The following is an 18,792-nucleotide window of genomic DNA, read 5'->3' as shown; positions in this document are numbered from 1 at the left end:
TGTGCCCGTGGTGTCCGGCCGACACCACGGTGGGTCAGGGTCGGCACCAGCGCCGTTCGAAATCCAGCTCCTGCTGCAGCCGTTCGCTGTTGCCGGCCGTGCCCAGGCCGGCGATGCGGGCGCGGTTGCTGCGGCACGGCTCGGCGGGATCGCTGCCACCGAACAGCATGCCGACCATCGCTACCGCGCGCGCCGGGCTCATTGGCGTGCGCATGCGGAAGCGGTTGGCGGCCTGGCCCGGGACCTGGGCAGGGCGATCTGCCAACGGATCGTGGAAATCAATTCCATTGCCTTCCGCATGCATGGCCTGGCGTAGCTGGGCGACGTACACCGCCGACAGTGGACGCACCGGGGTGGGCAGGGTCGGATCGGAATGCTTGGCCGGCGGCGGAGCCGGCAAGGGTTGTGTGCCGTGCGTTGGCGGGTGCTCCTGTGTCGGCCGTGCGCTGGCCAGCCGTTGCGGCGGCGCGGGTGCGTGGACGAGCGCTCCGGGTTCGCGTTGTCGCACCCATGCAACCTGCAACACCGCCGGCGCGGCTTCCGGTGCGGGCGTCGGCTGCATGGCGGTCGCCAGGGCCCAGACGGCCCAGCCATTCAAGGCCAATGCCAGCAGCGTGGCCATGCCGCGCTCCCAGCGCGTTTCGCGTGTCGAATGCATCCTTGCCCTCCAGGCCGGCCGGCAGTATCCGCGTGCCCGGGTTAAGCGCCGGTTACGCGATAGTGCGAGCCGTCGCGGCCGACTGTAGCCTGCCTGTGCCATCCTAGGCGCCTGCCATCCCGTCCGGCCCGTCATGGAACGCATCGAACGCATCCACGCCCTGCACCGCATCCTGTCCGCCGCGCGCTACCCGGTGACGGTGCAGCGGTTGCAGGACGAGCTGGAGTGCTCGCGCGCCACCGTGTACCGCGACCTGGCCTACCTGCGCGACAGCCTGATGGCGCCACTGGTGGGCAACGGCGAGGCCGGCTTCCGCTACGACCACAGCGACAACGACCGCTTCGAACTGCCCGGCCTGTGGCTGAGCTCGGAAGAACTGCATTCGCTTCTGGCCGCGCAGCAGCTCCTGGTGCGCAGCGGCGGTGGCGTGCTGTCGAATGCGCTGGCGCCGCTGCAGCACCGCATCGAGAAGCTGCTGGATGAACACGCCGGCGGCCGCCGCATTCCGGTCGAGCGTGTGCGCGTGATCCCGCACCGCACCCGCCGGCTGGACGAGCACGCCTTCCGCAACGTCGCCACCGCGGTGCTGGACCGCAAGCAGCTGACCTTCGAATACCGCGCGCGCTCCACCGACGAGACCACGCGCCGCACGGTGTCGCCGCAACGCCTGACCCACTATCGCGACAACTGGTACCTGGATGCCTGGGACCATGATCGCGAGGCCCTGCGCAGCTTCTCGGTCGACCGCATCGGCAACGCGCGGGTGGGCGATGCCGCCGCGCGCGACCTGCCCGAGGACGAGCTCAACCAGCACCTGGCATCCAGCTACGGGATTTTTTCCGGTACGCCCAAGGGCTGGGCCACGATCGTGTTCAGTGCCAAGGCCGCGCGCTGGGTGGCCGACGAGCACTGGCACTCGCAGCAGCAGGGCCGGTTCCTCGCCGATGGCCGCTACGAGCTGAAGGTGCCCTACAGCGCCGGCCGCGAGTTGCTGATGGACGTGATGCACTACGGCGCCGATGCGGAGATCGTGGAGCCGGCGGTGCTGCGCGAACAGGCGCATGCCCTGTTGCAGCTGGCGATCGGCAATTACACGGGCTGATCCGGCGATGGCGGTCGTGGGCGGCAACGGGAAGGGTCAGGCAGGCGGTAAGCGGGTGGCGCTCGTGCTGGGTTCAGGCGGTGCGCGCGGGCTAGCGCAGATCGGTGCGCTCGAAGTGATCCAGGCGCGCGGGCTGGAGATCGTCGCCATCGCCGGCACGTCGATCGGTGCGCTGGTCGGCGGCCTGCACGCTTCCGGCCGCCTTGCCGATTATCGCGACTGGTTGCTCAGCATGGATCGCAACACGATGCTGCGCCTGCTCGACCCGGGCTGGGGCCGTGCGGCGCTGTTCACCGGCGATCGGCTGATGGCGGCCCTGCGCGAAGTGTGCGGTTCGCCGCGGTTCGAGGATCTCACCATCGATTTCACCGCGGTGGCGGTCGACCTGGTCCGCCAGCGCGAAGTGTGGTTCCGCCAGGGCGACATGTGGGACGCGGTGCGCGCATCGTTCGCGATCCCCGGTGTGTTCACCCCGATGGTGATCAATGGCCGTGAAATGGTGGACGGTGGCCTGCTGGCGCCCTTGCCGATGACGGCGATGCGCATGGCCGATGCCGATACCATCATCGCGATCGACCTCAACGGCCCGCCTTCGGGCACCGCGCGGCAGGCCGCGGCCGATGCCGCCGGGGAGTCTGCGGAGCCGGTGTCGCGAAGCTGGTGGCCGCCGCGCCAGTTCCGGCAGGTGAAAGACACCGTCGGTGCCCACCCCAGGCTGGGCTTCACCGAATTGATGGCGCAGTCTTTCGACACCATGCAGGCGCAACTGGCGCGCGTGCAGCTGGCGTTGGACCCGCCGGGTGTGGAAATGCGGATCCCGCGCGATGCGTGCGAGATCTACGAGTTCTGGCGCGTGGCCGAGATGATCGAGATCGGCCGCACCGAGGCCACCAGGGCCCTCGACGCCGCGGGCTACTGAACGTCGCAACCGGTGAGATGGCGGCATCGCACCCTGTCGGCAACCCGCACCGGAGTGCCGCCATGACCCGTCCGATCGAAGCCGTTGCCGCCTCGTCCACCACCACCCCCGACCCGCGCCTGGACGAGGCGCTGAAGCTGCTGCTGGCCGTCGGCGCCGTGCTGGTGCTGCTGTTGCCGGCCGCACGCGGCTCGGTGGCAAGCGTCGGCTGGTTGCCGATGTGGCTGCTGGGCATGCCGCTGGTCGCCCTGTGGGCCACGCGTGGTTTCCGCCTGCCATGGGGCGGTCGTGAGCCGGCCGCCGCCATTGCACGACCGCGTCGTCGACGCAGTCTGCCCCAGGCCCGCCGCCGCGCCCGGCCGGCCGGGCGCGCCAGCGGCCCGTGCCCAGGCGGCCGTAGCCAAGCGGCCCGCGCACAGACGGCCTGAGCGATCCAGCCCGCCCATCGCACGTGATCCGGGCATGACTTTGGCCACGCGGACCGGGACGACCGGTGTGCTAGCGTCCAAGGTTTACCTCGCCCGTACCGGAGCACCCATGACGCCACTGTCGAAGGCTTGCCAGCACCTGGTCGCCGCCGCCGGCTTCGCTGCTGTCGCCACCGTGGGAGTCGCCCACGCCAAGGAGACCACGATGACCGACCCCTACGCCTGGCTGGAAGACGTCGAAGGCGAACGCGCCCTCACCTGGGTCAAGCAGCAGAACGCCAAGTCCGAGGCCGAACTGGCCAGCACGCCCGCCTTCAAACAGCTGGAATCCGACATCCGCGCCATCCTCGATTCCACTGCCAAGATCCCGGGCGTGGAGAAGATCGGGCCGTATTACTACAACTTCTGGAAGGACGCGCAGCATCAGCGCGGCCTGTGGCGCCGCACCACGCTGGACGAATACCGCAAGCCCGAGCCCCAGTGGGAAACCGTGCTCGACCTGGACGCCCTGAACAAGGCCGAAGGCGAGAACTGGGTGTGGCATGGCGCGCAGTGCCTCAAGCCCGCCTACGAGCGCTGCCTGGTTGCGCTGTCGCGCGGAGGCGCCGATGCCGACGTCACCCGCGAGTTCGACCTCACCAGCAAGACCTGGATCAAGGACGGTTTCTTCCGGCCCGAGGCCAAGGGCGGCCTCGGCTGGATCGACCAGGATAACGTCTACGTCTTCACCGACTTCGGTACCGGTTCGATGACCTCGTCGGGGTACCCGCGCGTGGTCAAGCAGTGGAAGCGCGGCACGCCGATGACCGCCGCGACCGTGGTGTACGAGGGCAAGGCCGATGACATGTACATCGCCGGCATGCACGACGACACCGTCGGCTTCGAGCGCGATTTCGTCAGCCGCACCCTGGCGTTCTACAACGACGAGCTCTACCTGCGCGGCAAGGACGGCAAGCTGACGAAGATCGACGCGCCCAACTCTGCCAACAAGGGCGTGCACAAGCAGTGGCTGCTGCTGGAGCTGCGCGAGCCCTACAACGCGGGCGGCCAGGCCTACGCCGCCGGCAGCTTGATCGCCACCAGGTTCGATGACTTCATGGCCGGCCAGCGCGTGTTCACCACGCTGTTCGCGCCGAACGAGCGCACTTCGCTGGCCAGCTACAGCTGGACCAAGGACCACCTCGTCGTCAACGTGCTCGAGGACGTGAAGAACCGCATCAGCGTGCTCACCCCGCCGGCTGCCGACGCCGTGCACGGCGCCGCGTGGAACAGCGCGCCGATGGTGGGCGCGCCGACCATCGGCACCGTGGCCGTCGGCGCTGTGGACGCCGATGAAAGCAACGCCGTGTGGATGACCGCCACCGACTACCTGACCCCGACCTCGCTGTCGCTGGCGCAGCTGGGCCAGCAGCCCGAGGTGCTGAAGACCAACCCGGTGTTCTTCGACGGCAGCAGGCACGTGGTCGAGCAGCACTTCGCCACCAGCAAGGACGGCACCAAGATCCCGTACTTCATGGTCAAGCCCAAGGGCCTGACGCTGGACGGCAAGACACCGACCCTGCTGTACGGCTACGGCGGTTTCGAGATCGCACTGACCCCGAGCTACAACGCCAATGCCGGCAAGGGCTGGCTGGAGAAGGGCGGCGTGTACGTGGTCGCCAACATCCGCGGCGGCGGCGAGTACGGCCCGCGCTGGCACCAGGCCGCGCTCAAGGCCAACCGTCACAAGGCCTACGAGGACTTCGCCGCGGTCGCCCGCGACCTGGTCGCCAAGAAGATCACCTCCGCCAAACACCTGGGCATCCAGGGCGGCAGCAACGGCGGCCTGCTTACCGGCAACATGCTGACCCAGTACCCCGAGCTGTTTGGCGCGGTGGTGGTACAGGTGCCGCTGCTGGACATGAAGCGCTACAGCCACCTGCTGGCCGGTGCGTCGTGGATGGCCGAGTACGGCAATCCCGACACCGCCGACTGGGAGTTCATCCAGACCTTCTCGCCGTACCACCTGTTCGACAAGAAGCGTGATTACCCGGCCACCCTGTTCACCACCTCCACCCGCGACGACCGCGTGCACCCGGGCCACGCGCGCAAGATGCACGCGCTGATGTCGGAAGCCGGCAAGGACGTGCGCTACTACGAGAACATCGAAGGCGGCCACGGCGGCGCGGCCAACAACGCGCAGGCCGCGCACATGAGCGCGCTGGCCTACACCTTCCTCTGGAACCAGCTGTCCGAGTGACCGCTGCCGTGAGGCCTTGACGTGACACCGCAGCGGGCGCTCCTCAGGGCGCCCGTTGCTTTTGACAAGGACGGACCCCATTCCATGAAATCCACTTCCCTGATCCTGGCGGCCACGCTGCTCATGACCACCACTCCCAGCCTCGCCGGCGCCGCCGGTCGTACCGATCTGCCCACCGCACCCGACGCCGCCAGGAAGCCGCATGTCGTCAAGGCCCCGCACGGCGCGCAGCGCAACGACGAGTACTACTGGCTGCGCGACGACAAGCGCAAGAACCCGGAGATGCTGGCGTACCTCAACGCCGAGAACGCCTACGTCGACACGGTGATGGCGCCGCTCAAGCCGCTGGAGAACGCGCTGTACGACGAGATCGTCGGCCGCATCAAGCAGGACGACAGTTCGGTGCCGTACCGCGAGCGTGGCTGGTGGTACTACAGCCGTTTCGCCACCGGCCAGGATTACCCGATCCACGCGCGCCGCAAGGACGCCGCCGGCGCCAACGCCGCCACCGTGCTCAAGGCCAGCGAGACCCCCGATGCCGACGAGCAGGTGCTGCTCGACGTCAACGCCATGGCCAAGGGCAAGGACTACTTCAGCGTCGGTGATTTCGAGGTCAGCCAGGACAACCGCCTGCTGGCCTGGGCCGAGGATGCCGTCGGTCGCCGCCAGTACACCATCCGAATCAAGAACCTCGACACCGGCGAGGTGTATGCCGACACCATCAGCGGCGTCTCGCCCAACCTGGTGTGGGCCGACGACAACAAGACCCTGTTCTATGTCGAGAATGACCCCGAGACCCTGCTGACCGTGTGGGTGAAGAAACACGTGCTCGGCACCCCGGCCGCGCAGGACGTGCTGGTGTACGAAGAGCACGACGACAGCTTCTACATGGGCATCGGCCGTACCCGCGACGACCAGTACATCTGCATCGGCGTGGAGAGCACCGTGTCCAGCGAGTCGCGCTGCGCACCGGCCGCCAACCCCGAGACCTTCGCCGTGCTCGCCCCGCGCCAGCGCGATGTGGAATACCAGGCCGAGCACCACGGTGGCCGTTGGGTGATCCGCACCAACGCGCCTGGCGCGGACGGCAAGCCGGCGTCCAACTTCAAGCTGATGACCGCGCCGAGCAACGCGACGTCGCGTGCGCAGTGGCAGGAGTGGATCGGCCACCGCGACGACGTGTTCATCGAAGGCTTTGAACTGTTCGACGGCTTCAGCGCCATCAGCGAGCGCAGCAACGGACTGGAGCGCCTGCGACTGCTCAAGCCCGGTGGCAAGGACGAATACGTGAGCGTGGACGAGCCGGCCTACAGCATGGGCCTGTCGACCAACGCCGAGCACGCCACCGACTGGCTGCGCTACACCTACACCTCGCTGACCACGCCGGCGACCACCTATGAGGTCAATACGAAGACCGGCGAGCGCCGCACGCTCAAGCAGCAGCCGGTGCTGGGTTACGACCCGGCCTGGTACACCACCGAGCGCGTGTGGGCCACGGCGAAGGACGGCACCCGGGTGCCGGTGTCGCTGGTGTACCGCAACGGCTTCCAGAAAAACGGTACGGCCGCGCTGCTGCAGTACGCCTACGGCAGCTACGGCAACTCCATCGACCCGGGCTTCAACCTGCCGGTGGTGAGCCTGCTCGACCGCGGCGTGGTCTACGCCATCGCCCACATCCGCGGTGGCCAGGAAATGGGCCGCAAGTGGTACGACGACGGCAAGCTGTTCCACAAGAAGAACACCTTCACCGACTTCATCGATGTCACCGACTTCCTGGTCAAGGAAGGCTATGCGGCGAAGGACCGGGTGGCGGCCTACGGCGGCAGCGCCGGCGGCCTGCTGATGGGCGCGATCAGCAACATGGCCCCGGACAGGTACCGGGTGATCCTGTCTCAGGTGCCGTTCGTGGACGTGGTGACGACCATGCTGGACGCGTCGATCCCGCTGACCACCAACGAGTACGACGAGTGGGGCAACCCGGAGAAGGCCGACTACTACGCCTACATGCTGTCGTACTCGCCGTACGACAACCTGAAGGCGCAGGCGTACCCGGCGATGTTCGTCGGTACCGGGCTGTGGGATTCGCAGGTGCAGTACTGGGAGCCGGCCAAGTACGTGGCGCGGCTGCGTGACCTGAACACGTCCAGGTTGCCGGTGCTGTTCCGCACCAACATGGATGCGGGGCATGGCGGCAAGTCGGGACGGTTCCGCCGCTATCGCGAACTGTCGGAGATGTATGCGTTCCTGCTTGACCAGCTGGGCGTGAAGCCGGCGGTGTCCGGGTCGCACTGACGGGGCCGCCATGGGGCAGGAGGCGGCGGCTTTCTTCGTGCTGCCGCATACTTCCCCCATGAGTGACCCACTGCCAAACGACGGGCACCTCGGCCGCTTCCGCTGGGCCTGGCTGGTGCTGGCCTACGGTGCCCTGGGCCTCGGGCTGGTCGGCATCGTGGTGCCGGGCCTGCCCACCGTGCCGTTCGTGCTGTTGTCCGCGTTCGCCGCCGCGCGGGGGTCGAAGCGCCTGCATGCCTGGCTGCACGCGCATCGCCAGTTCGGGCCGATGATCCGCGACTGGGAACGCAGCGGCGCGGTCAGCCGCCGCGCCAAGCGGCTGGCCATCGGCATGATGATCCTCGCGGCCCTGATCATGTTCGCCACCGCACCGGCGTGGTGGATGGCGGCGCTGGGCAGTGCGGTGATGGCCGTGGTGGCGCTCTGGCTGTGGATGCGGCCTGAACCCTGACCGCCGCGGCGGCGTTGAGCCGTGGCAGGGGCGCGCTACACTGCGCGGATGAAGCTCAAGACCGCCATCCTGATGATCGCGTTGTCGCTGCCGCTGGCCGGCTGTGGCAACAAGGGCCCGCTGGTGCTGCCGCAGGCACCGGTGCCGGACCAGACGGTGCCCGCGGAGCCGCCGGTGGAGGCGGGCGCACAGCCGGCCCCCGACGCGCCGCCGGCCGACCCGGTACCGGCCGAACCAGCGCCGGCCGAGCCGGTGCCTGGCACGCCCGCGCCCATTGCACCCAAGCGGGAAGGCGATGGCTGAAATGCCTGCCACCGGCCGGCGTTTCGCCAAGATGCACGGCGCCGGCAACGACTTCGTGGTGATCGACCTGCGTGACGGTACGCCCGCGCCGGATGCGGCGCTGTGCCGGCTGTTCGGTGACCGCCACCGCGGCGTGGGTTGCGACCAGATCCTCACCGTCGAACCACCACGCGCCGCCGGTTCGGTGGCGAGCTACCGCATCTGGAATTCCGATGCCAGCCCGTCGCAGCAATGCGGCAATGGTGCGCGCTGCATCGCCGCGTGGCTGGTGCGCGATGGCGCCGCACCCAAGGGAGGCCAGTTCCTGCTCGACAGCCCGGTGGGCACGCATGCCGTCACCGACCTGGGCGAAGGCCGCTTCGAAGTCGTGATGGGCGTGCCGGATTTCGAGCCGTCGCACGTGCCGCTGCGGGGCTTTGACCAGGCGCAGGAAACGTATGCGTTGGAAGTGGGTGGCGCATTGCAGTTCTTCGGTGCGGTGTCGATGGGAAATCCGCACGCGGTGCTGGAAGTGCCCGACACCGCTACCGCTGATGTGGCCACGCTCGGCCCCGCGCTGCAGGCGCAGCCGGCTTTCCCTGAATCGGCCAATATCGGCTTCGCCCAGGTCGAGGCCTTCGACCGAATCCGCCTGCGTGTGTACGAGCGCGGCGCTGGCGAAACGCTGGCGTGCGGCAGCGGGGCCTGTGCGGCCGCCGCGGTGCTGATGCGCCGTGGCCGCATCGCGCGCGACGTGGTCGTCGCGCTGCCCGGCGGTGAACTGCGCATCCGCTGGCCCGAGTATGACGCACCGCTGGCGATGGCCGGCCCCACCGCCTTCGTGTTCGAAGGCCAACTGACCGAGTACGCCACGCCATGACCGATACCGTTGAGAAGCTGGGTGCCCACGAAGTCGCGGCGTGGCTGCGACGCCATCCGGGCTTCCTGCGGCAGTTCCCCGACCTGGCGATCAGCCTGGTGGTGCCGCGTGACGAAGGTCCGGCCGCGTCGCTGGCCAGTTACCAGCTGGAAGTGCTGCGCGACAAGAACCGCGAGCTCACGCGGCGCCTGCACGAACTGTTCGGCAACGCGCAGGAGAACGAGCGCCTGAGCGTGCGCACGCACCAGCTGACGTTGGCGTTGATGCGCCAGGGCAACGCGGCCGACACGCTGCGCGCGATGGCCGCGTCTCTGGCGGAGGATTTCAACGGCGACCTGGTGCGCGTGGTGTTGTTCAAGCCCGTCGCCGGGTTGGAAGAAGCAGACTGGTTGCAGGTAGTGCCGGTGGAGGACGCGGGCCTGCACACGTTCCGCGACTGTCTGGTCACCGGTGAACCCCTGTGTGGCCGCCTGCAGCCCGAAAAGCACACCGTGCTCTACGGCATGCGCGCCGACGAAGTGCAGTCGACCGCGCTGCTGCCATTGCCGGGCGTGGGCCTGGTGGCGGTGGGCAGCCGCGATCCCAACCGGTTCTTTCCAGGAATGGGCACGCTGTTCCTGCGCATGATGGGCGAGTCGCTGACCACGGCGCTGGCGAGGTATGCAAGCTGACGTGAAATCCATGGCACGGCTCCGCGTAGCGGCCATGCGGGGCTGCTTGCAGCGTTGTCCGCGCAGTGACTGGGCGCTGGGCGGTAGTGGGGCGGGACCGACATGACGGTACCGGCGCCGATTGAAGCCTTCCTTGCGTACCTGACGGTGGAGCGGCGCATGTCCGCCCATACCACCGATGCCTATCGGCGCGACCTGGACGCGTTGGCGCAGTGGAGCGAAGCACAGGGCCTCGATGTGCTGGCCCTGGAGCCGGAGCAACTGCGTGCGTTCGTGGCCGCCGAGCACCGTCGCGGCCTGTCGGCCAAGAGCCTGCAGCGACGCCTGTCGGCGTGCCGCAGCTTCTACGGTTGGCACGTGCGCCAGGGGCGTCTTGCCGCCAGCCCGGCGGCCGCGATCCGCGCCCCGAAGGCGCCGCGCAAGCTACCGCAGGTGCTGGACCCGGACGAGGTGAAGGCGCTGGTCGAAGTGCCCACCGATGTGCCGCTGGGCCTGCGCGACCGTGCGTTGCTGGAGCTGTTCTACTCCTCCGGCTTGCGTTTGAGCGAACTGTGCGCATTGCGCTGGCGTGATCTCGACCTGGCCGACGGGTTGGTGACCGTGCTGGGCAAGGGCAGCAAGCAGCGCAGCGTGCCGCTGGGTTCGTTCGCGCGCAATGCATTGCACGAATGGCGCGCCTCCACGGGTGCGGGTAGCGACGCGCCGGTGTTCCCCGGTCGCGGTGGTGGCCCGATCACCCCACGTGCCGTGCAACTGCGCCTGCGTCAACTCGCGCAGCGCCAGGGGCTCTTCAAGCGCGTGCACCCGCATTTGCTGCGCCACAGCTTCGCCAGCCATATCCTCGAGTCTTCCGGCGACCTGCGCGGCGTGCAGGAGTTGCTTGGCCACGCCGACATCGCCACCACGCAGATCTATACGCACCTGGACTACCAGCACCTGGCCAAGGTGTATGACGCGGCGCATCCGCGGGCCAAGCGGAAGGGTTGAGGGCGCTGTTGCCTTCATTCGTGGCGTGGTAGGGCGGCGGATCGGTGATTCCGATTCAATTCGCTCCCCGATACTCGCTCGGTTGAATCGGAATCACCGATCCGCCTTGGATGGGGTGAGGGCGATGTGGCAACAACGACAAGTGCGGCGAGTGTGAATATCCCGGAAGCGCTTCTTCTTCGATCGCGGAAGCGTGCCGGGCGGGAGCAGGGCGCCCCGGTGTTTGCCATGGAAGGTGATCAACGACATCGCCCAGGCTGAATCCAACACGTGGCGCCTACCCTTGAGGGGAGCAGCCCCCATCCCCATCCATGGGATTCCCCCCCCCAAGGAAAGGTCCACATGGACCCGAGCCAGAATCCAAACGTCTTCCACGCCACCACGATTGTCTCGGTGCGCCGCAACGGTCGCGTGGCCGTGGCCGGCGACGGCCAGGTGACCCTCGGCGCCACCGTGATGAAGGGCAACGCGCGCAAGGTGCGTCGCCTCGGCCGCGACAGCCAGGTGATTGCCGGTTTCGCAGGCGCCGCCGCCGATGCCTTCACCCTGTTCGAACTGTTCGAGGCCAAGCTGGAGAAGCACGGCCAGCTGACCCGCGCCGCCGTCGAACTGGCCAAGGACTGGCGCACCGAGCGCCGCCTCGGCAAGCTCGAAGCGCTGCTCGCGGTGGCCGACCGCGAGACCTCGCTGATCATCAGCGGCACCGGCGACGTGATCGAACCCGAGGACGGCATCATCGCCATCGGCTCCGGTGGCATGTACGCGCTGTCCGCCGCGCGCGCGCTGATGGCGCACACCGAACTGGACGCCCGCACCATCGCCACCGAGGCGATCGGCATTGCCGGCGATGTCTGCATCTACACCAACCGCAACGTGGTGGTGGAGGAACTGTGAGCATGAAACCCGACACCACGAGCGCCACCATGACCCCGCGCGAGATCGTGCAGGAGCTCGACCGCCACATCGTGGGCCAGCAGCAGGCCAAGCGTGCGGTCGCCATCGCGCTGCGCAACCGCTGGCGCCGCATGCAGCTGGCGCCGGAACTGCGCAATGAAGTGATGCCGAAGAACATCCTGATGATCGGCCCCACCGGCGTGGGCAAGACCGAGATCGCGCGGCGCCTGGCCACGCTGGCCAACGCGCCGTTCGTGAAGGTGGAGGCCACGCGCTTCACCGAGGTCGGCTACGTCGGCAAGGACGTGGAGCAGATCGTGCGCGACCTGGCCGACACCGCGGTCAAGCTGTACCGCGAACAGGCCAAGGTACACGTGCGCACCCAGGCGGAAGAACGTGCCGAGGATCGCATCCTCGACGCGCTGCTGCCGCGCCGCAGTGCCGGCATCGGCTTCGACCCGCAGGCCGCGCAGGCCGAGCCGTCGGCGCAGGAGTCGGAGACGCGGATCAAGCTGCGCAAGCAGCTGCGCAGCGGCGCGCTGGACGAGCGCGAGATCGAGGTCGACGCCGCGGTCAACATCGGCGTGGACATCATGGCGCCGCCGGGCATGGAGGAAATGGGCCAGCAGCTGCGGCAGATGTTCTCGCAGGTGGCTGGCAACAAGACCAGCAGGAAGAAGCTGACGATCAAGGCTGCGCGTACCCTGTTGGTCGAAGAGGAGGCAGGCAAGCTGGTCAACGAGGACGATATCCGTGCCGCCGCCATCGAGGCCTGCGAGCAGCATGGCATCGTGTTCATCGACGAGATCGACAAGGTGGCCAAGCGCAGCCAGCCCGGCGCGACCGGCGGCGATGTCAGCCGCGAGGGCGTGCAACGCGACCTGCTGCCGCTGGTGGAAGGCTCCACGGTCAGCACCAAGTACGGGCCGGTGAAGACCGACCACATCCTGTTCATCGCCAGCGGTGCGTTCCACCTGGCCAAGCCCAGCGACCTGATCCCCGAGCTGCAGGGCCGCTTTCCGATCCGGGTGGAGCTGGGCGCGCTGAGCAAGGACGATTTCGTGCGCATCCTCACCGAGCCCAAGGCGGCGCTGACCACGCAGTACGTGGAGTTGCTGCGCACCGAAGGCGTGGACCTGGCGTTCACCGCCGACGCGGTCGAGCGCCTGGCCGAGATCGCGGCGCAGGTGAACGAGCGCCAGGAGAACATCGGCGCGCGCCGCCTGCACACCGTGCTCGAGCGCCTGCTCGATACGTTGAGCTACGAAGCCCCCGACCGGGATGGACAGAGCGTCACCATCGACCGCGCGTATGTCGATGCGCACCTGGGCGAACTGGTCCAGGACCCCGACCTGAGCCGTTACATTCTGTGACCCTCCAGGCATGTTGCGTCGCCATGGCGCGGCGCAACATGACCGCTGGCCGAGCTGTGTTACGTTTCGGCGTCGCGTCCGGCAGGAAGCTTTGGGCGCGCATCCAAAACCAACTACAGTTCTTCGGGGAAAACAGATGACTCATAGCAAGCTCGCGGCCGCCCTGGGCGCCGCGATGGTCCTGACCATGTCCGCTGCCGCCTTTGCCGCCAAGCCGGATCCCAATCGCGTGATGGTCAAGTTCAAGCCGGGCACCCAGGCGGTGGTCGAGCATGCATTGAAGGCCGCGGGCGGCCGCGTGCACATGAAGGTGGCCCAGGCCGACGTGTTCGCGGCCACGCTGCCGCCGCAGGCGCTCGAAGGCCTGCGCAACAGCCCGCACATCGAGTACATCGAGCAGGACGCGCCGCGCTACCTCAGCGGCCAGGTCACGCCGTACGGCATCGACAACGTGCAGGCGCCGCAGACCTGGGCCGCGGGTGCTGACGGCACCGGCATCAAGGTCTGCGTGATCGATTCGGGCATCAATGCCAACCATGAGGACTTCGCCGGCATCAGCATGACCGGCTATGCATCGCCGGGCCAGAGCTGGAACACCGACAGCTGCGGCCACGGCACGCACGTCGCGGGCACGATTGCCGCCGCCAACAACACCACCGGCGTGGTGGGCGTGAGCCCGGGCAAGGTGTCGCTGCACATCGTGAAGGTGTTCGATGGCGCCGCCTGCGGCTGGAGCTACGCTTCGTCGGTGGTGGACGCGGCCAACCGCTGCCAGGCCGCGGGCGCCAAGGTCATCAACATGAGCCTGGGCGGCAGCACCAAGAGCCGCACCGAGGAAACCGGCTTCAACAACCTCTACAACAAGGGCGTGCTGAGCATCGCCGCGGCGGGCAACGACGGCAACAACCGCCACAGCTACCCGGCTTCGTACAGCAGCGTGGTCTCGGTTGCCGCAGTGGACGCCAGCAACGTGCGCGCCTCGTTCTCGCAGTACACCAGCCAGGTGGAACTCGCCGCGCCGGGCGTCAGCGTGCTCAGCACCTATCCCTTCATCTCCGCGACCATGTCGGCCGTCGGCGAGAGCTTCATCGTCTCGGCGATCACCGGTTCCGGCCAGTTCGCGACCAGTGGCGCGATGGTGCACGGCGGCCGTTGCACCAGCCCAGGCAGCTGGGCGGGCAAGGTCGTGCTGTGCGAGCGTGGTGACATCAGCTTTATCGACAAGGTGAACAACGTCACCGCCGGTGGCGGCGTGGCGGCGGCGGTGTACAACAACGTGGCCGGCAGCTTCTCCGGCACGCTGGGCGATGGCGTGACCTCCACCATTCCGGCGATCAGCATGAGCCAGGAAGATGGCCTGGCCCTGGTCGGCGCCGCGCTGGGCCAGACTGCAAGCGTCAGCACCGTCCAGCAGAACAACGCCAGCGGCTATGCCTATCTGGATGGCACCTCGATGGCTACCCCGCATGTGTCCGGCGTGGCCGCGATCGTGTGGAGCGCCAACCCGGCGGCTACCAACCAGCAGGTGCGCAATGCCATGACCAGCACCGCGCTGGACCTGGGCGCGGCCGGTCGCGATGTGTACTACGGCTACGGCCTGGTCCGCGCGTTCAACGCGATGCAGGCGCTTCCCAAGTAAGTGCAGGGCGACATGCCCGGCCAGGTGCCGGGCTGGTCGTCTGGTCGAGGAGGGCCCGCTACGGCGGGCCCTCCTTGTTTTTCGGCGCGGGTTGCCAAACGCTTTACGGGGGATTAACACCGCCGGGTCTAGCTTCGGGCGTGCGTGCCGAAGGGGGAGGTGCGTGAACTGCGTGAACGTCCGTTCCACACTTTCGGGGACCACACATGAAGCAGCAGAAGCTTGTTGCGGCACTCGCCGCCGCCCTTGCGTTTACCCTGTCCGCCACCGCGCTTGCCGCCCAGCCCGATCCCAACCGGGTCTGGGTGAAGTACAAGCCCGGCACGGGCGCCGCCGCCGAGGCTGCGCTCAAGGCCGCGGGAGCACGCACCCACTACCGGTTCGACCGCCTGCGTGCGTTTGCCGCCACCGTGCCGCCACTGGCCCTGCAGGGCCTGCGCAACAATCCCAACATCGAATACATCGAGGCTGACGCGCCGCGGTATCCGTCGGCGCAGACCACGCCGTGGGGCATCACCCGCGTGCAGGCGCCCGAGACCGTGGCCACCGGCGCCGATGGCACCGGCATCAAGGTGTGCGTGATCGACTCGGGCATCAATGCCAACCACGAGGAATTCGCCGGCATCAGCATGACCGGCTACCCCAGCGGCTGGAACAACGATAGCTGCGGGCATGGCACGCATGTCGCGGGCACGATTGCCGCCGCCAACAACAGCGTCGGCGTGGTCGGGGTGAGCCCGGCCAAGGTCAGCCTGCATATCGTCAAGGTGTTCGATGGCGCGGCCTGCGACTGGAGCTACAGCTCCACGCTGGTGGACGCGGCCAACCGCTGCCAGTCGGCGGGCGCGAAGATCATCAGCATGAGCCTGGGCGGCCGCACCTCCAGCGCCACCGAGAACAACGCGTTCGCGAGCCTCAACAGCGCTGGCATCCTCAGCATCGCGGCGGCCGGCAATGACGGCAACTCCACCTTCAGCTACCCGGCCTCGTATGCCAGCGTGATGTCGGTGGCGGCCACCGACAGCACCAACGCCAAGGCCTCGTTCTCGCAGTACAACAACGCGGTCGACATTGCCGCGCCCGGTGTGTCGGTACTCAGCACCTATCCGTTCAAGAGTGCCGATGTCACCGTGGGTGCCAGCAGCTACCTGGTGGCGGCCATCGAAGGCACCGTGCAGGCCACTGCGGCCGGCGCGCTGGTCAACGGCGGCCTGTGCGACAGCGTGGGCAGCTGGGCCGGCAAAGTCGTGCTGTGCGAGCGCGGCGTGATCAGCTTCGCGCAGAAAGTGACCAACGTGACCAGCGGCGGCGGTGCGGCGGCGGTGGTCTACAACAACGCCCCCGGCGGCTTCTCCGGCACGCTCAGCGGCAGCTCCACGATTCCCGCGGTGAGCATGAGCCAGGAGGACGGACAGTCGCTGGTGACGGGCGCGCTGGGCCAGAACGCCAACGTCAGCACCGTGCCGGTGAGCAACACCAGCGGCTATGCCTACCTGGACGGCACCTCGATGGCGACCCCGCACGTTTCCGGCGTGGCGGCCCTGGTCTGGAGCGCCAAGCCGGCCGCCAGCAACGCCGACGTGCGCACGGCGCTGGAATCCACCGCGCTCGACCTGGGCGCGGCAGGCCGTGACAACAACTTCGGTTATGGCCTGGTACAGGCCTTCGACGCCACTGCAGCGTTGCTGGGCGGTGGCGCAGCGGCGCCGACCGGTCTGGCCGCAAGCAAGGGGCCGGTGGCCAGGAACAAGTCCACCATCACCCTGACCTGGAGCAGCGGCGGCAGCACGGTCGACGTGCGCCGCGATGGCAGCGTGGTGGCGGCGGGCATCGCCAACACCGGCACGTGGGCGCAGTCGGTGCGTGCGCGGGGCTCGTACACTTTCCAGGTGTGCAATGGCGGTTCGGCCAGCGCCTGCAGCGGCCAGGTGACCGTAAGCTTCTGAGTCCCTCGCGTGGTGTACGTACAAGGGCCCGCACGTCGGGCCCTTGTCGTGTCCGCCGGACGCCAGCGTGTGGTGGAAGGCGGCGGCCGGGGTAGGTGGGTAGGGGGGGCACGCGTCGGCGGCGTTGGATTCCAGGTGTCCAGTCACCTCCGGAAGCCAGAAATGACGCTACAACCGCTTGTCCAGGCGCTCGCCGCCACGCTTGTCCTGCTGTCATCCGCCGCCACCCATGCCGAACAGCCGGACCCGAACCGGGTGCTGGTCAAGTTCAAGCCGGGTGCCGCCGCGCACGCGGAAGCCGCGTTGCAGGGCGCGGGCGGCAAGGTGCACCGCCGCCTGGACAAGCACCGCGTGATCTCGGTGACCGTGCCGGCGCAGGCCCTGCAGGGGCTGCGCAACAACCCCAACATCGAATACGTGGAAGTCGATGCGCCGCGTTATGCGCTCGCACAGACCGTGCCCTACGGCATCGCCAAGGTGCAGGCGCCGGAGACCGTGGCGGTGGGCGCCGACGGTACCGGCATCAAGGTCTGCGTGATCGACTCGGGCATCAACGCCGCGCACGAGGATTTTGCCGGTGTCGCCCTGTCCGGCTATCCGGCCGGCTGGAACAACGACACCTGCGGCCACGGCACCCATGTGGCGGGCACCATTGCCGCCGCCAGCAACGACCGCGGCGTGGTCGGCGTCAGCCCCGGCAAGTTGTCGCTGCACATCGTCAAGTACTTCGACGGCCCCACCTGCAAGCGCTTCAGCTACGTCTCCAACCTGATCGCCGCCGCCGACGAGTGCCAGCGCGCCGGCGCCAGGGTGATCAACATGAGCCTGGGCGGCTCGCTGCCCAGCACCACGGAAAGCAATGCGTTCACCAACCTGTACAACCAGGGCGTACTGAGCGTTGCCGCCGCCGGCAATGACGGCAACACCACGATGAGCTACCCGGCGTCGTACGCGGCGGTGATGTCGGTGGCCGCGACGGACCAGAACGACGCGCACGCATCGTTCTCGCAGTACAACACGGCGGTGGAAGTGGCGGCCCCGGGTGTTGGCGTGTACAGCACCTACCCGACGCGTGACGCGGACCTGCTGGTCAACGGCGCGACATACGCGGTCAATGCCATCACCGGCACCGTGCAGGGCAGCGCCAGCGACGTGCTGGTCGATGGTGGTCGCTGCGCCGCTGCAGGCAGCTGGGCCGGCAAGGTGGTGCTGTGCGAGCGCGGCGACATCAGCTTCGCGGACAAGGTTGCCAACGTCACTGCCGGTGGCGGCCGCGCCGCGCTGATCTACAACAACGTCGACGGCGTGCTCGCGGCCACCCTGGGCACCGGCGTGACGTCGACCATCCCGGCGGTCACGCTGCTGCAGAGCGATGGCCTGGCACTGCGCGCCAACGCCCTCGGCCAGACCGCCAACGTGACCACGGTGCCGCAGACCAACGTCAGCGAATATGCCTATCTGGACGGCACGTCCATGGCGACGCCGCACGTGGCTGGCGTGGCCGCACTGGTGTGGAGCGCCAAGCCGGGCGCGACCAGCCAGCAAGTGCGTGATGCGCTGACCTCGACCGCACGCGACCTCGGCACGCCCGGTCGCGACGTCGAGTTCGGCTACGGCCTGGTGCAGGCGTTCGATGCCGCCGAGAAGTTGCTGGGTGGTGCCGGCGGTACGCCCCCCGCGGCACCCGCCGGGCTGACCGGCACCAGCAACGGCACGGTCAAGGGTCGTCTGCAGGTGGGCCTGGCGTGGAGCGGCGGCGGCGCGGCGGTCGACGTCTATCGCGATAACGCCAAGGTGGGTACGGGCGTGAACAACACCGGCAGTTACCTCGACGCGATCAAGATCAAGGGGCGCGGCACCCTGACGTACAAGGTCTGCAACGCCGGGACCGCCACCTGCTCGGGCAATGCGTCGGTCAGCTATTGAGTCGCTGCATCAACGGCAAGACAAAGGGCCCGCTCGCGGGCCCTTTGCTCATCATGGTGCACCCGACCCAGCCCGCGTGCGAAAGAGTGCTGGCCAGGCCTGCCA

The 18,792-nt window shown here is 68.2% G+C and carries 16 protein-coding genes; 15 read left to right on the top strand and 1 reads right to left on the bottom strand.

The genetic code is table 11. The annotated features are described in order from the left end of the window. Positions 1-34 precede the first annotated feature (34 nt). Complete coding sequence (locus IP93_RS02080; RefSeq protein ID WP_144811425.1) at positions 35-658, bottom strand: hypothetical protein; 624 nt, start codon at positions 656-658, stop codon at positions 35-37. Positions 659-791: 133 nt separating this feature from the next. Between IP93_RS02080 and IP93_RS02075 the strand changes: the two genes are divergently transcribed. The 15 genes from IP93_RS02075 (at position 792) to IP93_RS02005 (ending at position 18,687) form a co-directional block, all read left to right on the top strand. Further along, positions 792-1,760, top strand: coding sequence for a helix-turn-helix transcriptional regulator (locus tag IP93_RS02075; RefSeq protein WP_144811423.1), 969 nt, complete (start codon positions 792-794; stop codon positions 1,758-1,760). A gap of 55 nt (positions 1,761-1,815) precedes the next feature. Next, a complete protein-coding gene (locus IP93_RS02070; RefSeq protein WP_158636250.1) occupies positions 1,816-2,679 on the top strand; it encodes a patatin-like phospholipase family protein in 864 nt (287 codons plus the stop codon). A 62-nt stretch (positions 2,680-2,741) separates the two neighbouring features. After that, the gene (locus IP93_RS02065; RefSeq protein WP_242006691.1) at positions 2,742-3,107 is read left to right on the top strand and encodes a hypothetical protein; all 366 of its coding nucleotides are present in this window, start codon (positions 2,742-2,744) and stop codon (positions 3,105-3,107) included. Positions 3,108-3,216: 109 nt separating this feature from the next. Further along, positions 3,217-5,346, top strand: a complete 2,130-nt coding sequence (locus IP93_RS02060; RefSeq protein WP_144811420.1) for a prolyl oligopeptidase family serine peptidase — start codon at positions 3,217-3,219, stop codon at positions 5,344-5,346. 84 nt (positions 5,347-5,430) lie between these two features. Next, entirely contained in the window at positions 5,431-7,638 is a 2,208-nt protein-coding gene (locus IP93_RS02055; protein ID WP_199747036.1) for a S9 family peptidase, read from the top strand. Between the two features lie 58 nt (positions 7,639-7,696). Further along, on the top strand, positions 7,697-8,089 hold the full coding sequence (locus IP93_RS02050) for a YbaN family protein (RefSeq protein WP_144811418.1): 393 nt from the start codon (positions 7,697-7,699) through the stop codon (positions 8,087-8,089). A 48-nt stretch (positions 8,090-8,137) separates the two neighbouring features. Then, the gene (gene lptM, locus IP93_RS02045; RefSeq protein ID WP_144811417.1) at positions 8,138-8,392 is read left to right on the top strand and encodes an LPS translocon maturation chaperone LptM; all 255 of its coding nucleotides are present in this window, start codon (positions 8,138-8,140) and stop codon (positions 8,390-8,392) included. A 1-nt stretch (position 8,393) separates the two neighbouring features. Continuing rightward, positions 8,394-9,251, top strand: coding sequence for a diaminopimelate epimerase (gene dapF / locus IP93_RS02040; RefSeq protein WP_144811534.1), 858 nt, complete (start codon positions 8,394-8,396; stop codon positions 9,249-9,251). Continuing rightward, complete coding sequence (locus IP93_RS02035) at positions 9,248-9,922, top strand: DUF484 family protein (RefSeq protein WP_144811415.1); 675 nt, start codon at positions 9,248-9,250, stop codon at positions 9,920-9,922. Before dapF ends, IP93_RS02035 begins: the two co-directional genes overlap by 4 nt. Before the next feature lie 102 nt (positions 9,923-10,024). Beyond that, the gene (gene xerC, locus IP93_RS02030) at positions 10,025-10,909 is read left to right on the top strand and encodes a tyrosine recombinase XerC (RefSeq protein ID WP_144811414.1); all 885 of its coding nucleotides are present in this window, start codon (positions 10,025-10,027) and stop codon (positions 10,907-10,909) included. Positions 10,910-11,251: 342 nt separating this feature from the next. Then, positions 11,252-11,803, top strand: coding sequence for an ATP-dependent protease subunit HslV (gene hslV / locus IP93_RS02025; protein ID WP_144811412.1), 552 nt, complete (start codon positions 11,252-11,254; stop codon positions 11,801-11,803). A 2-nt stretch (positions 11,804-11,805) separates the two neighbouring features. Next, positions 11,806-13,176: an ATP-dependent protease ATPase subunit HslU gene (hslU, locus tag IP93_RS02020; RefSeq protein WP_242006689.1), complete on the top strand. Its 1,371-nt coding sequence runs from the start codon at positions 11,806-11,808 to the stop codon at positions 13,174-13,176. Positions 13,177-13,312: 136 nt separating this feature from the next. Next, positions 13,313-14,815 carry a S8 family serine peptidase gene (locus IP93_RS02015; protein ID WP_199747035.1) on the top strand — a complete coding sequence of 501 codons (1,503 nt, stop codon included), beginning with the start codon at positions 13,313-13,315 and terminating at the stop codon, positions 14,813-14,815. 206 nt (positions 14,816-15,021) lie between these two features. Next, a complete protein-coding gene (locus tag IP93_RS02010) occupies positions 15,022-16,761 on the top strand; it encodes a S8 family serine peptidase (protein WP_144811411.1) in 1,740 nt (579 codons plus the stop codon). Between the two features lie 162 nt (positions 16,762-16,923). Beyond that, the gene (locus IP93_RS02005; RefSeq protein ID WP_144811409.1) at positions 16,924-18,687 is read left to right on the top strand and encodes a S8 family serine peptidase; all 1,764 of its coding nucleotides are present in this window, start codon (positions 16,924-16,926) and stop codon (positions 18,685-18,687) included. Positions 18,688-18,792: the final 105 nt, after the last annotated feature.

The organism is Aerolutibacter ruishenii (assembly GCF_007830115.1).
Lineage (GTDB): Bacteria > Pseudomonadota > Gammaproteobacteria > Xanthomonadales > Xanthomonadaceae > Aerolutibacter > Aerolutibacter ruishenii.
Note: the sequence above shows the minus strand (reverse complement) of the source record. Positions and strands in the feature narration are given on the sequence as shown.

Excerpts from the sequence above, each read along its gene's own strand:
- dapF (WP_144811534.1), top strand. The coding sequence starts at position 8,394 with ATGCCTGCCACCGGCCGGCGTTTCGCCAAGATGCACGGCGCCGGCAAC.
- IP93_RS02065 (WP_242006691.1), top strand. The coding sequence starts at position 2,742 with ATGACCCGTCCGATCGAAGCCGTTGCCGCCTCGTCCACCACCACCCCC.
- IP93_RS02035 (WP_144811415.1), top strand. The coding sequence starts at position 9,248 with ATGACCGATACCGTTGAGAAGCTGGGTGCCCACGAAGTCGCGGCGTGG.
- lptM (WP_144811417.1), top strand. The coding sequence starts at position 8,138 with ATGAAGCTCAAGACCGCCATCCTGATGATCGCGTTGTCGCTGCCGCTG.
- IP93_RS02010 (WP_144811411.1), top strand. The coding sequence starts at position 15,022 with ATGAAGCAGCAGAAGCTTGTTGCGGCACTCGCCGCCGCCCTTGCGTTT.
- IP93_RS02060 (WP_144811420.1), top strand. The coding sequence starts at position 3,217 with ATGACGCCACTGTCGAAGGCTTGCCAGCACCTGGTCGCCGCCGCCGGC.
- IP93_RS02005 (WP_144811409.1), top strand. The coding sequence starts at position 16,924 with ATGACGCTACAACCGCTTGTCCAGGCGCTCGCCGCCACGCTTGTCCTG.
- IP93_RS02015 (WP_199747035.1), top strand. The coding sequence starts at position 13,313 with ATGACTCATAGCAAGCTCGCGGCCGCCCTGGGCGCCGCGATGGTCCTG.
- IP93_RS02050 (WP_144811418.1), top strand. The coding sequence starts at position 7,697 with ATGAGTGACCCACTGCCAAACGACGGGCACCTCGGCCGCTTCCGCTGG.
- hslU (WP_242006689.1), top strand. The coding sequence starts at position 11,806 with ATGAAACCCGACACCACGAGCGCCACCATGACCCCGCGCGAGATCGTG.
- IP93_RS02080 (WP_144811425.1), bottom strand. The coding sequence starts at position 658 with ATGCATTCGACACGCGAAACGCGCTGGGAGCGCGGCATGGCCACGCTG.
- hslV (WP_144811412.1), top strand. The coding sequence starts at position 11,252 with ATGGACCCGAGCCAGAATCCAAACGTCTTCCACGCCACCACGATTGTC.
- xerC (WP_144811414.1), top strand. The coding sequence starts at position 10,025 with ATGACGGTACCGGCGCCGATTGAAGCCTTCCTTGCGTACCTGACGGTG.
- IP93_RS02055 (WP_199747036.1), top strand. The coding sequence starts at position 5,431 with ATGAAATCCACTTCCCTGATCCTGGCGGCCACGCTGCTCATGACCACC.
- IP93_RS02075 (WP_144811423.1), top strand. The coding sequence starts at position 792 with ATGGAACGCATCGAACGCATCCACGCCCTGCACCGCATCCTGTCCGCC.